Origin of the sequence: Mesorhizobium sp. WSM4898 (assembly GCF_029625845.1) — a bacterium.
Classification (GTDB): Bacteria; Pseudomonadota; Alphaproteobacteria; order Rhizobiales; family Rhizobiaceae; genus Mesorhizobium.
This window is the reverse complement of the sequence record NZ_JARTVQ010000002.1, coordinates 1,398,524-1,411,949: the sequence shown is the minus strand read 5'-3', so window position 1 is coordinate 1,411,949 and position 13,426 is coordinate 1,398,524. Positions and strand designations below refer to the sequence as shown.

The 13,426-nt window shown below is 63.3% G+C and carries 12 protein-coding genes; all 12 read right to left on the bottom strand.

The window, feature by feature from the left end; translation table 11 throughout:
- Window positions 1–62: 62 nt before the first annotated feature.
- Window positions 63–341, bottom strand: a complete 279-nt coding sequence (locus P9228_RS14150) for a hypothetical protein (protein ID WP_347404285.1) — start codon at window positions 339–341, stop codon at window positions 63–65.
- A gap of 152 nt (window positions 342–493) precedes the next feature.
- Window positions 494–1,186: a response regulator transcription factor gene (locus P9228_RS14145; protein ID WP_095826776.1), complete on the bottom strand. Its 693-nt coding sequence runs from the start codon at window positions 1,184–1,186 to the stop codon at window positions 494–496.
- Window positions 1,183–3,906, bottom strand: coding sequence for a sensor histidine kinase KdpD (locus P9228_RS14140; RefSeq protein WP_278053954.1), 2,724 nt, complete (start codon window positions 3,904–3,906; stop codon window positions 1,183–1,185). Before P9228_RS14140 ends, P9228_RS14145 begins: the two co-directional genes overlap by 4 nt.
- A 56-nt stretch (window positions 3,907–3,962) precedes the next feature.
- A complete protein-coding gene (kdpC, locus tag P9228_RS14135) occupies window positions 3,963–4,526 on the bottom strand; it encodes a potassium-transporting ATPase subunit KdpC (RefSeq protein WP_278053952.1) in 564 nt (187 codons plus the stop codon).
- 12 nt (window positions 4,527–4,538) lie between these two features.
- The gene (gene kdpB / locus P9228_RS14130; protein ID WP_278053950.1) at window positions 4,539–6,635 is read right to left on the bottom strand and encodes a potassium-transporting ATPase subunit KdpB; all 2,097 of its coding nucleotides are present in this window, start codon (window positions 6,633–6,635) and stop codon (window positions 4,539–4,541) included.
- Complete coding sequence (locus P9228_RS14125) at window positions 6,632–6,868, bottom strand: hypothetical protein (protein ID WP_245322272.1); 237 nt, start codon at window positions 6,866–6,868, stop codon at window positions 6,632–6,634. The genes kdpB and P9228_RS14125 overlap by 4 nt, the downstream gene beginning before the upstream one ends.
- Window position 6,869: 1 nt before the next feature.
- On the bottom strand, window positions 6,870–8,573 hold the full coding sequence (gene kdpA / locus P9228_RS14120) for a potassium-transporting ATPase subunit KdpA (RefSeq protein ID WP_278053949.1): 1,704 nt from the start codon (window positions 8,571–8,573) through the stop codon (window positions 6,870–6,872).
- Between the two features lie 22 nt (window positions 8,574–8,595).
- Window positions 8,596–8,685, bottom strand: a complete 90-nt coding sequence (locus P9228_RS14115; protein WP_067003971.1) for a K(+)-transporting ATPase subunit F — start codon at window positions 8,683–8,685, stop codon at window positions 8,596–8,598.
- Between the two features lie 498 nt (window positions 8,686–9,183).
- Window positions 9,184–10,275, bottom strand: a complete 1,092-nt coding sequence (locus P9228_RS14110; protein WP_278053948.1) for a Gfo/Idh/MocA family oxidoreductase — start codon at window positions 10,273–10,275, stop codon at window positions 9,184–9,186.
- A gap of 74 nt (window positions 10,276–10,349) precedes the next feature.
- Complete coding sequence (locus tag P9228_RS14105; RefSeq protein WP_067318823.1) at window positions 10,350–11,522, bottom strand: ABC transporter substrate-binding protein; 1,173 nt, start codon at window positions 11,520–11,522, stop codon at window positions 10,350–10,352.
- Window positions 11,523–11,605: 83 nt separating this feature from the next.
- Window positions 11,606–12,454: an ABC transporter permease gene (locus P9228_RS14100; protein ID WP_067318822.1), complete on the bottom strand. Its 849-nt coding sequence runs from the start codon at window positions 12,452–12,454 to the stop codon at window positions 11,606–11,608.
- On the bottom strand, window positions 12,451–13,284 hold the full coding sequence (locus P9228_RS14095) for an ABC transporter ATP-binding protein (RefSeq protein WP_067318820.1): 834 nt from the start codon (window positions 13,282–13,284) through the stop codon (window positions 12,451–12,453). Before P9228_RS14095 ends, P9228_RS14100 begins: the two co-directional genes overlap by 4 nt.
- Window positions 13,285–13,426 lie beyond the last annotated feature (142 nt).

Below are 13,426 nucleotides of genomic sequence, written 5' to 3'. Positions count from 1 at the left end.
GCTCATTCAAGCCGGACGCCGCCGACAGTAAGTCGGCTAAGTAAACCGAAAAAAGAAAAATGTCAGCGGCAGACGCGCGAAATCGTGGTGCCGATCACCTGAGACTGGCAATTCTGCTTGACGATCGGCACTTCAGGGCGAGCCTTCGGAACGATCTGCCGGTCCTGCTCGCGGTAAAGCTGCTGCTGTTGCTGGAACTGTCGTCGCTGCAGCTGGTTCCGGAGCGCCTGCAGCTCGTTATGTTGGATCAGGGCGTTGCGGTCTGTGGGGATGACGACCTGCGCGGAGGCATATGAAGCCGCGCCCAAAAGGGCGGCAGTCGACAAAGCCGCGGCAATCAAAGCCGCCGATAGCCGAGGATGCGACATCGCTTCCTTCCCGCACGAAAAACAGAAACCTTGCCGTAATATAGGATGTTTGTGCGGATCTACCATGGTTCAAGCGACCGATCTCGGCACAGCCTCGATCGGTTTGATGATGCCCGCCGGTTCCTTCAATCGACCTCGCGCAAACGGTAGCCGACGCCGGTCTCGGTGATGATGTAGCGCGGCTGGTCCGGTGTCTTCTCGATCTTCTGCCTCAATTGGCGGACATAGACCCTGAGATATTGCACGTCCGTCGACTCGTTCCAGATCTGCTTCAGCAGGAACTGATGGGTCAGAACCTTGCCGGCATACTGCACGAGCATGCGCAGGATATCGTATTCCTTCGGCGACAGTTTTACTTCCTTACCCTCTACCTTGACGATGCGCTTCACCAGGTCGACTGAAAGGTCTCCGGCCTGGAACACCGGCTTCTCGCCCTGCTGCTGGAACTTGTGGCGCAGCGCCACGCGGATGCGGGCGACGAGCTCGTTCATGCCGAAGGGTTTCGTCACATAGTCGTCGGCGCCCATCTCGAGCGCCTGGACGATGCCGGCCTCGTCGGTGCGGCTCGATAGGATGACGACCGGAATGTCGAGGCCGTCGTCACGCCATTTGCCGAGCAGTTCGAGGCCCGTCATCCCCGGGAGGCCGAGATCGAGCAGGATCAGGTCGGGCCGCTGCGCCTGCATGAGCTCGATCGCTGCCTTGGCGTTCGGTGCCTCCGATACGGCATAGCCCTGGCTGCCGAGGCCGACCCGAAGCAGCCTGCGGATCGGCGGTTCGTCGTCGACGACCAGGATGCTGACGTTCTGACCGGTCATGCGGCGTCATCCGTTTTGGCCACGGCAAGGTCCGGAATTTCCTGCGGCACCGGCATGCGGATGGTGAAGATCGCGCCGGGCCGGTCGGTACGGTTCGTCGCCGAGATCCTGCCGCCCATGGCCTCGACGAAACCGCGACTGATCGACAGGCCGAGACCCGTGCCGGCGCGGACCTGGTCGCGCTTGCGCACCCGATAGAAGGTGTCGAAGATCCGTTCGAGGTCGTTGGGCGGGATGCCTGGTCCCTCGTCCATGGCCTGCAGGATGACGGAGCCGTTGTCGACCCAGCCTTGCAGGCGGATGGTCGAGCCGGGCGCGGAATACTTGGCGGCATTGTCGAGGAGGTTGAACAGCGCCTGCTCGAACAGCACCGGGTCGAGGCGCAGCATCGGCAGGTCCGGCGGAATGTCGGTGTTAATGCGGTGCTCGCCGGTGATCTTGCGAGCGCGATCGAGCGCCGAGCCGACGATATCGCCGACATAATGGAGGGCGTAGTTCGGCTCCATGGCGCCGGACTCGATCTTGGTCATGTCGAGCAGATTGGCGATGAAGCGGTTGAGCCGCTCCGATTCGTCGACCACCGTCGACAGGAGTTCCGCGCGGTCCTCTTCGGGAAGGGCGGCCGCGTATTCCCGCAGCGTGCCGGCGGCACCCATGATGGCGGCCAGCGGCGTCTTCAGGTCATGCGAGATCGAGGTAAGCAGCGCCGTGCGCAGCCGGTCCGCTTCCGCCGCCAGCCTGGCGCGGTCGACATCGGCGACAAGCTGGATGCGTTCGATGGCGACTGCCGCCTGATCGGCAAGCGCGTCGAGAAGGCGCTGCTGCTCGGGCGTCAGCAACGGGCCCTGCTTGTCGTTGTCGAGGCCGACGACGCCGACCGCTGTCCGGCCTGTTCGCAAGGGCAGATAGAGGCGCTTGGCGCCGGGCAGCGTATCGGCGCCGCGGCCGGCGGGGCGATCATGTTCCCAGGCCCAGCGGGCCGCCGCGATGTCGGCCTCGGCGAGCGTATCGTCCGGCGGATAGCCGGCCTTGACGGTGATCGTTCCATTCTCGGGCAGAAGCAGCACCACGCGCACTTTCAGCATCGAGGCGATCTGGAAGGCGGTGGCCCACAGCACGTCGTCAAGCGTGCCGGCGCCAGCGAGCTTCTTCGAGAACGAGTAGATGTCCTGCGTGGCTCGCGCGCGTGAGCGGGCAGCGACCGCCTGGCGCTGGACGCGCGCCGTCAGATTGCTGGCGATGACTGCGACAACGAGAAAGACCACGAAGGCAACGATGCTCTCCGGATCCCTGATCGTGAACGTATAGCGCGGCTCGAGAAAGAAATAGTTGAAGGCAAGCGCGCTCAGGAAACAAGCGTAGAGCGCCGGCCAGAGTCCGAACGTCACCGCAGAAGTCAGCACCGCCAGCAGCAGGACGCTGGCCAGATTGCGGACATCGAGGAACTGATCGAGAATCGAGCTGACGGCCACCGCGCCGGCGACATAGGCCGTCGAGAACAGATAGGGCCAGATCTGGAAGGGCTTCTGCTCGGACGCGGCCTTCACCCGTGCCGACGGCATGTCGGCATCGCGCTCCTTGCCCGAAATGACATGGACGCTGATGTCGCCGGCATTGCGGATCAGGTCATAGGTGAGCGAGCCCTCGATCAGTTCCCGCCAGCGCGAGCGGGTCGGCCTGCCGATGACGATATGGGTGAAGTTGTTCGCCGTCGCATGGCGCACGATATCCTGGGCGACGTTCTGGCCCGGGATGGTCACCACCTCGGCGCCGAGCTGTTCGGCAAGGCGCAGATTTGTTGCCAGCCGGTCCTTGTCCTCTTCGGACATGCCGGCCAGGCGAGGCGTGTCGACATGCAGCGCCGTCCATGGCGCCCGCAGGCGATCGGCGAGCCGGCGCGCGTAGCGGATACGAGCGCTCCCGTCCGGACGCGAGTCGACGCAGACAAGGACCCGCTCGCCGGCCGCCCACGGTCCCGGAATGGCGTGGGACTGCATATGGCTGAGGAGCTGTTCATCGACGCGCTGCGCGGTGCGTCGCAGCGCCAACTCGCGAAGCGCCGTCAGATTGCCAGGCGAAAAATAGTTCTCGATCGCGCGCTGAGCGGTTTGCGGGAAATAGACCTTGCCTTCATGCAGCCGCTTGATCAGGTCGTCCGGGGTGAGGTCGATGACCTCGATGTCGTCGGCCTCGTCGATGATGGAATCCGGAACGGTTTCACGCACCCTGACGCGGGTGATCTGCGCCACGACGTCATTCAGGCTTTCGACATGCTGGATGTTGAGCGTGGTGTAGACGTCGATGCCCTGCGACAGGATTTCCTGAACATCGAGATAGCGCTTGGGATGACGGCTGCCGGGCCCGTTGGTGTGCGCGAGCTCGTCGATCAGAACCAGCTCCGGCCGCCGTTTCAGGATGGCGTCGATGTCCATCTCGTCAAGGACCCGGCCCCTGTATTCGACCTCGCGGCGCGGGATCACCTCATAGCCTTCGACCAGCGCCTGGGTTTCCTTGCGGCCATGCGTTTCAACGACGCCGATCGCGACGTCGATGCCGTCGGCGCGCCGGGCGCGGCCTGCCAACAGCATCTCGTAGGTCTTGCCGACGCCGGGCGCCGCGCCAAGGAAGATGCGCAGACGGCCGCGGCCCTCCCGCTCCGCGTGCTCGAGCAGCGCGTCGGGAGAAGGTCTGTTCTCGAAGTTGGTCCTGTCGTCCGGCATCAAGTCCAATCATGGATTGCACCGGGGATCGTGTCGATCCCCGCTGCGAGTGCTGATTATTTGAGATCGTCGAGCCCCATGTTGAGGGCCAGCACATTGACCACCGGCTCACCCATGAAGCCCAGCTCGCGATCCTCGACATGGCCGTCGACAAGCGATTTCACCTTGGCTTCATCGATGCCCCTGGCCTTGGCAATCCGCGGCACCTGGAAATGGGCCGCCTCCGGGCTGATGTCGGGATCGAGGCCGCTGCCAGACGTGGTGACGAGATCCATCGGAACCGGTGCGTTCGGGTTCTCAGCCTTCAGCCTGTCGGCGTCGGCCTTGATACGTTCGATCAGCTTCGCATTGGTCGGCCCGAGATTCGAGCCGCCGGAGGAGGCGGCGTTGTAGCCGTCGCCGGCTGCCGAGGGCCGCCCGTGGAAATAGCGGTCGCTGGCGAAGGCCTGGCCGATCAGTTCGGAGCCGATAACCTTACCATCCTTTTCGATCAGGCTGCCATTGGCCTGCCTGGGAAACAGCGTCTGCGCGATGCCGGTCATGCCGATCGGATAGATAAGGCCGGTCAGCACCGTGAAGAACACGATCATGACGATCGCGGGTCTGAGTTGCTTGAACATCGGAATGGGTCCCTATGCCAGGCCAAGAGCCGTGACGATCAGGTCGATCGCCTTGATGCCGGCGAACGGCACGATGATGCCGCCAAGGCCGTAGACGAGAAGATTGCGGGTGAGCAGCGCGCCGGCGCCGATGGCGCGGTATTTCACCCCCTTCAGCGACAGCGGGATCAGCGCGACGATGATCAGCGCGTTGAAGATGATCGCCGACAGAATGGCGCTCTGCGGCTTCGCCAGATGCATAATGTTGAGCGCCTGCAGCGGGCCTGCCGACTGGCCGGGCGCGACGTAGAACACGGCGAACATGGCCGGGATGATGGCGAAATACTTGGCGACGTCGTTGGCGATCGAGAAGGTGGTCAGCGAACCGCGCGTCATCAGCAGCGCCTTGCCGATCTCGACGATCTCGATCAGCTTGGTCGGATCGCTGTCGAGGTCGACCATGTTGCCGGCCTCGCGCGCGGCGACCGTGCCGGTGTTCATGGCGACGCCGACATCGGCCTGGGCGAGCGCCGGCGCATCGTTGGTGCCGTCGCCGCACATCGCGACAAGCTTGCCCTTGGCCTGTTCCTCGCGGATCAGCGACAGCTTGTTTTCAGGCGTCGCCTGGGCGAGGAAGTCGTCGACGCCGGCTTCGGCCGCGATGGCCGCTGCGGTCAGCGGATTGTCGCCGGTGATCATCACCGTGCGGATGCCCATCTTGCGCAGCTCGGCGAAACGCTCGCGAATGCCGCCCTTGACGATGTCCTTGAGGTGGACGACGCCGAGCAGGCGCCCGTCGCGCTCGACCGCCAGCGGCGTGCCGCCGGCCTTGGCGATCTCGTCGGCCCTGGCCTGCAGGTCGCGCATGGTGTCGCTTGTCGGACGCGTGCCATGGCTTGCCACCGTTGCTTGATTGACATGGGCTAGCACGGCATCGACCGCGCCTTTGCGCACCGACGAGCCGTCGATGTCGACGCCGCTCATCCGGGTCTGCGCGGTGAAGGGCACGAAAGTGGCATGCAAGGTCGCCATATCACGGGCGCGGATGCCGTATTTTTCCTTCGCCAGCACCACGATCGAGCGGCCTTCCGGCGTCTCGTCAGCCAGCGAGGCCAATTGAGCAGCATCGGCCAGCTCCTGTTCGGTCACCCCCTTCACCGGATGGAACTCGGTCGCCTGGCGATTGCCGAGCGTAATGGTGCCGGTCTTGTCGAGGAGCAAGGTGTCCACGTCGCCGGCAGCCTCGACGGCGCGCCCGGACATGGCAAGCACGTTGAAACGCACCAGGCGATCCATGCCGGCAATGCCGATGGCCGAAAGCAGCGCGCCGATCGTGGTCGGGATCAGCGTCACGAACAAAGCGACGAGGATCGTCACCGGGATATAGCCGCCGGAATAAGAGGCGAAGCTCGGGATGGTCGCGGTGGCCAGGACAAAGATCAGCGTCATGCCTACAAGCAAGATGTTAAGCGCGATCTCGTTCGGGGTCTTCTGGCGCTCCGCACCTTCGACCAGCGAGATCATGCGGTCGAGGAAGGTCTGGCCGGAGGCGGCGGAAATGCGCACGCGGATCCAATCGGACAGCACCTGCGTGCCGCCGGTGACGGCCGAGCGGTCGCCGCCGGATTCGCGGATGACAGGCGCGGATTCGCCGGTGATTGCCGCCTCGTTGACGGAAGCCACGCCTTCGATCACCTCGCCGTCGGAAGGGATGATGTCGCCCGCTTCGACCAGCACGATGTCGCCGACCTTCAGGCTGGTGCCAGGCACCAACTTGAACTTGCCGCGATCCTCGCCGTTGACGAGCAGCTTGGCCTGGGTCTCGGTGCGCGCCTTGCGCAGCGAGTCGGCCTGCGCCTTGCCGCGACCCTCGGCCACGGCCTCGGCAAAGTTGGCGAACAGCACGGTGAACCACAGCCAGATGATGATCTGCAAGGTGAAGCCGAGATCGCCGCCGCCGGTGATGACATCCTTGACGAACAGCACGGTGGTGAGTGCTGAGACCATGGCAACGACGAACATCACCGGGTTCTTGATCAGCGTGCGCGGATCGAGCTTGCGGAAAGCGCCGCCAATGGCGGGCATCAGGATGCTGGCATCCAGAATGCTCGCGGATTTGGACTGGCTCATTTCAGGACTCCGGTATCGGTGATGTTGGATGGCGCCGGGTGTTCGGTCTTCGGCAACAGATGCGGAAGGCCCGAGGCCAGCAGCCACAGCACGAACAGCACGGCCGCCATGCCGAGGAAGGTGGAGAGCGTCGGGAAAGGACGAGGCTTCTCGTCCCCTCCGTCATCGGGCGTTCCGTCACCGGATTGGTGACGATCGTGCCGACGTATGTTGTTGAACCAGGGCATGGTCATCTCAGAAAGTCTGTCCGAGGATCATCGCCAGATGCTCGACGATCGGACCGACGGCGAGCGACGGGAAGAAGGTGAGGCCGCCGACGATGACGATCACGCCGAACAGGAGGCCGACGAACAGCATGCCGTCGGTCGGGAAGGTGCCGGCGGAAGCAGGCACGGTCTTCTTCGTGGCCAGCGAGCCGGCGATGGCCAAAGCCGGGATGATGACCAGGAAGCGGCCCATCAGCATGCCGATCGCGATGGTGATGTTGTACCAGGGCGTGTTGCCGGTCAGTCCGCCGTAGGCCGAACCGTTGTTCGCGGCCGCCGATGTGTAGGCATAGAGCACCTCGGTGAAGCCGTGCGGACCGCCATTGGCCATCGATGCCACCGCGCTAGGCAGGACCACGGCGATAGCCGTGAAGATCAGCATCGCCAGCGGCAGGCAGAGGATGGCAAGCATCGCCATCTTGACCTCCTTGGCCTCGATCTTCTTGCCGAGATATTCCGGTGTGCGGCCGACCATCAGGCCGGCGACGAAGACGGCGATGACGACAAACATCAGGATGCCGTAGAAGCCGGCGCCGACGCCGCCGACGATGACCTCGCCAAGCTGCATGTTGATCAGCGGGATCATGCCGCCAAGCGCGGTGAACGAATCGTGCATGGCATTCACGGCGCCGCACGAGGCGGCCGAGGTGATGACCGCGAACAGCGCCGACAACGCAATTCCGAAGCGCGTCTCCTTGCCTTCCATGTTGCCGCCGTCGATGCCGAGCGCATGCACCAGCGGACTGCCGGCGGCCTCGGCCCAGTAGCAGACGATGACGCCGACGAGAAACAGCACGCCCATCGAGGCAAGGATGGCCCAACCCTGGCGCTCACTGCCGACCATCCGCCCGAAGACGTTGGTGAGACCGGCGCCGAGCGCGAAGATCGACAGCATCTGGATCAGGTTCGAGATGGCGTCCGGATTCTCAAAAGGATGCGCGGCATTGGCGTTGAAGAAGCCGCCGCCATTGGTGCCAAGCATCTTGATGGCGACCTGAGAGGCGACTGGGCCGAGCGCGATCGTCTGCTTGGCGCCTTCCAGCGTGGTGGCGTCGACATAGGGTCCAAGCGTCTGCGGGATGCCGAGCCACACATAGACGAGCGTCAGCACGATGCAGGCCGGCAGGAGCACGTAAAGCGTGCAGCGGGTCAGGTCGACCCAGAAACTGCCGATCGACTTGCCCGAGGCGCGGGCAAAGCCGCGGATCAGCGCGATCGCAATGGCAATGCCGGTGGCGGCCGAAACAAAGTTCTGGACGGTGAGGCCGGCCATCTGCACGAGGTAGGACATCGTGCTTTCGCCGCCGTAGTTCTGCCAGTTGGTATTGGTGACGAAGCTCGCCGCGGTGTTAAAGGCGAGCTCCGGTTCGACCGCAGCCATCCCGGCGGGATTGTAGGGCAGCGCGCCCTGCAGCCGCTGCAAGGCATAAAGCACGAGGAAACCGGCGAGGTTGAAAAGCAGCATGCCGGTGGCGTAGGCGGCCCAGTGCTGTTCTTCCTTCTCGCTTGTCCCGGCGAGGCGATAGAGGCCGCGCTCGATCGGGACAAGCACGGGCGACAGCAACGTACGATCGCCTTTGAAGACGCGGTGCATGTAGCCGCCGAGCGGCTTCACGAGCAAAAGCAGGATCCCGCAATAGACGAGGATCTGTATCCAGCCGTTGAGTGTCATGAACTGACTTTCCGTATGCCGATCAGAAGCGCTCTGGGCGGATGAGGGCGTAGGTGAGGTAGGCAAGCAAGAACAAGGTCACCGCGCCGCCGAGGACGTAGTCGAAAAGCATTGTAAGACCCTTCGATCAGATTCTGTCGCAGGCTTTGACGTAAGCTAAGGACAGGACGAAGAACAAAATCCCCATCCCGAGAACAACGAGGTCCATTGCAGGCATTCCTTGTTTCGGCTTGTTTTTGCACCCCGACACGGTCGAGTTCAAAATTGCACAGGACCGCCCGTCACCTTGGCGGCGATGGCGATGAAAGTGTTTTTCGAGGGGAATATGGACCCGACCGCCATAAAGGTTCGAGACGAGGCGGGGAGCAAAGAAATAGGAATCTTATAGGAAATTGACGCCACGCGATGAAGGCGGCGGCAACGTGCTGTTCCAAAGATCCGGAAGCTGGTTGGCCGGCCGCCGGTCCCTGCACGGCATCTCCTCTTCCAACTGCGTGGAGAGCGCTACATAGCGGCCCGACTGGCTGCATGCCGATCGGCACGCCGCCGGCGGACTGCCCAGCCGCGAAGCGGCTAGATGTGGGGTTGCGCGGCAGGCTGACCGGAAGCTTCAGGTCAGCTCGACGGTCCGCTTCTCCGCGATGCTCTGCTCGGCGGCTAAAACGATGCGCAGGCTGTTGACGGCGGCATCCATTTGCTCGGTCAGATCGAGGTCCTCACGGATGGCGCGCAGGAAGAAGGCCTGCTCGCGGTCGCAAAGCTCCTGATGGCCGGGCTCGTCCTCCATGCTGACGATCTCGTCGGGCTTCGAGAAGTTCTTGTCGCCATCGACCTGCGCGTAGTGGATCTTCAGCGCGTCGGTCTTGGTGTGGCGGTCGATGTCGGCGGAATCCGATACCTCCTCGGCTTCCTTGACGCTGCTTGCGGACTGGCCGGCGACGATCGAAACGGCGCCTTTCGGGCCGACCACATCCTTCACGAAATAGGCGGTCTCGCTCATCATCGGGCCCCAGCCGGCTTCATACCAGCCGACCGAGCCATCATCGAAAGTGACGTGCAGATGGCCATAGTTCTGCTTGTCGGCCTCGGCCCAGAGTTTGGCGCCGATGCCGTGCACGCGCACCGGCTTGGCGCCGGTCAGCTGGCACATCACGTCGACATAGTGCACGCCACAGTCGACGATCGGGATCAGCGAGTCGATCAGGTTCTTGTGCCAGTGCCAGGCGCTGCCGCTGCTCTGCTGGTTGAGGTTGAGGCGCATCACCAGGGGCTTGCCGAGCGTCTTGCCGACCTCGATGAATTTAATCCAGGACGGGTGGACGCGCAGGATGTAGCCCAGAACCAGCTTCCGGTTCTTGGCCCGCGCGGCGGCCACCACCTTCTCGGCGTCGGCGATGTTGGTGGCGAGGGGCTTTTCCATGAACACATGGCAGTTGGCGGCGATCGCCTTCAGCGCGTATTCGGCATGCGTGTTCGGCCAACTGTTGATCGAGACCGCGTCCGGCTTGGTCTCCTTCAGCGCCAATTCGAAATCCTCATAGAGCGGATAGCCGGCGAGCTCCTTCGGGATCTTCTTGTTGCTCTTGATGGTGCGGCTCATGATGCCGACGATCTCGAAGCCGTCGGAGCGGTGATAGGCGCTCGCATGCGAAGCGCCCATATTGCCCAGACCAACCACCAGGATTTTTACTTTGTCGGCCATGTCAGCCTCCCCAATGCTCTTTGAACAGTAGCTCGGGCGGCATCAGGCGCCGCCCGATGGTCAATGCGCCCGCCTTACTTGACGGCGGAATCGAACAGGTGCGCCTTGATCTTCTCGACGTCGAGCGCGGCAAAGCCTTCCGACAGTTTCACGCCGTCGGCATCGGCCTTGACCTTCGCCTTGTCGAAGTCGTTGGCGGTCGGAATCAGGTCGTTGGTGCAGACGTCTTCGGCCTTCACCGGCGCGGTGATCTGGCCGATCTTCAGGATCTCGTCGAAAAAGCCCTGCCAGCTCGCCATGTCGTGCGAGCCCCAGCCACTGCGCTTGTCCATGTCACCGCGGAAGACGTTGATCTGCTGCAGGATCGAGGTGGTGCCGAGCTCAGGGCCAAGGTTCTTGGCCAAGGTCGGGAATTGCTCGAACACGGCTTCGACGGCCGCGCGCGGGTTCTGGTAGCCGAATTCGAGGCCCATCGCCCAGCCGCGCAGATATTTTTCGAGGAAGGCCTTCTTGTCGGGATCCTCGAGATCGGCGGCGCGCACGACGAAGGTGTTGGCCGGAAGCTTGGAATTCTGGACGCCGAGCCAATATTCGAAGTCGAGGTCCTTGGCGATCCATTCGGCGCGCAGACCTTCCCAGGAGAGTGCGGCATCGCCTTGGCCGCCGGCGAGCGCGGTGCCCCAGGTCGGCCACCCGGCCTCGACATATTTCACCTTCTTGATGTCGACACCCTGCGCGGCAAGCAGCGGATCGACGATCGCCTGCCAAGCGGCGGAGCCGAGCAGGATCGTCTTGCCTTCGAGGTCCTTCAGGTTCTTGGTGCCCTGGCCCTTGCGGAAGGCGATGCTGAAGGTGTCGCGCGCGCCCATGTGGAACACCGACTTCAGCTTCATGCCGTTCTGGATGGCGAAGGAGAAGACGCCGGGCGAGGGGAAGCCCATGTCGGCCTGGCCGACATCGACGAACTTGACCGTCGCGGTGCCGTCAGACGGACCCGGCTGCATGTCGGTGGCGAGGTCGCCGAAATAGCCGGCCTTCTTGGCCGACCAGTAGGGATAGTCGTCCAGCACTTCGAGCGTGCCGCGCGGCGAAATCCAGGTGAATTTTTCATAAGCCGCCGCGCTGGCTTTCAGACCCGATGCGCCGAGCGCGGTGGCGGTCACGACGCCGGCGGCCGTCACTTGCAGGAAGTAGCGGCGGCTGATGCCCGCTCTTGTCGCCGTACTGAATAAGCTTTCGTTGGTCATGGCATTCCCCTTTTGTTGATTGCCCTTATCGATCGCTTGCCCTTGCCTTCGCCCGTCTCCCGGGCGATCTCACCCGTCCGCGCTCATGCCTCCCAGCTCGCCCATTTCTTGCCGATCAGGAAGAAGAGCACGTAGATCAGGATGCCGAGCGTCGACAGGATCAGCACCACCGCGAAGAATTGCGGCATCTGGATCATCGACGAATACGAGGTAAGCCGGTTGCCGAGGCCGAAGCCGCCGCCGACCATCTCGGCACCTACCGCAGTGAGGAGCCCGAAGATCGCGCCGATCATCAGCCCGACCAGGATCATCGGCAGCGCCATCGGCGCGCGGATCTTCCAAAAGATCTGCAAGGTGCTCGCGCCATAGGAGCGAGCGAGCGCGATCTTGGCGCTGTCCACGCGCCGGAACCCGGTCGCGGCATTGATCATCACCATCGGTCCGGCGGCTAAAGCTACCGCGATAATGCGCGGCGTGTAGCCGAAGCCGAAGCGCAGGATGAGAAGCGGCACCAGCGCCAGCATCGGCGTGGTGACGAGGATCAAGATGTAAGGCGCGACGATCTTCTCGGCGAAGGGAAACTGCGTGATCACCGCCGCCATCACCAGCCCGACGACGGCGCCGATGGCAAAGCCGGAGAAGAGCTCGACCAGCGTGTAGCCGAGATGCGGCGCGATCAGCGGGAACTCGTCGAATAAAGCGTAAACGATCGCACTCGGCGGCGGCATGATGTATTGCGGCACGTGGAAGATGCGCAGCGCCAGCTCGATGCCGCCGATGATCACCACCGCGACGACGAGAATCGCGGCCACCTCGGCGCCGGACTTGATGCCTGGGCCGCCGGCGAAGGCGGAGAGGTTGGTGAGGCTGACATCCTGGCCGTCACCGGACTTGGCTTTGGAGAATTCCGGAATGGCGTCGCCCCCGCTCACGGTCTGATCCTCACGATTTCAGCGCTCTTGTGTTGCAGCTGCTCCTGCGCCTTCGGCCGGCGCTCGCCGACGATGTCCATCTTGATGCGGTTGGTGAGGTCGAAGACCTCCTTTGTGGCCATGATCTCCAGCGAGCGCGGGCGCGGGAACGGCACGTCGTAGACCTTGGCGACGCGTCCCGGCCGCGCGGTCAGCACCACGACCCGGTCGGAGAGGAAGATCGCTTCCTCGATGCTGTGGGTGATGAAAACGATGGTCGTCTTGGTATCGAGCCAGATCTCCTCGACGAGGCGGTTCATCTCCTCGCGGGTGAAGCTGTCCAACGCACCGAAAGGCTCATCCATCAAGAGCACGGAAGGCTTCAGCGCCAGCGCGCGGACGATCGCCGCGCGCTGCTGCATGCCGCCGGAAAGCTCGCGCGGGAACTTGCCGCCGAAGCCGTCGAGCCCGACGCGATGAAGCAGATGCGCGATCCAGGCGCGATCGGGCTTCTCGCCCTTGATCTCGAACGGGAAGTTTATGTTGGCGTCGAGATTGCGCCAGGGCAGAAGGTTCGCTTCCTGGAAGACGATACCGATCTCGGGACGCGGGCCGGTGACCTCCTTGCCGTCAAGCAGTATCGCGCCGCTGGTCAGACGATGCAGACCCGACATCGACCACAACAGCGTGGTCTTGCCGCAGCCGGAGGGGCCGACGATGGAGACGATCTCGTTGGCGTGCACGTCGAGGCTGCAGCGGTCTAGGGCGAGAAGATCGCCGGAGGCCGTGGTATAAACCTTGCTCGCTGCCTGCACGCCGAGCTTCGGCGTTCTTGCGCTGCCGGTATTCATGCTCCCCTCGGAGACTGCGTGATTGGGTTGCCGGAGCCCCCTCTGTCCGCGAAATCAGTCTGTAACTATCCTACTTTACTGTCAAGCGGTGGCAAAGATCTGGCGCCATCAGATTCAACTAAAGCTTATCTAAGCGTCTGAT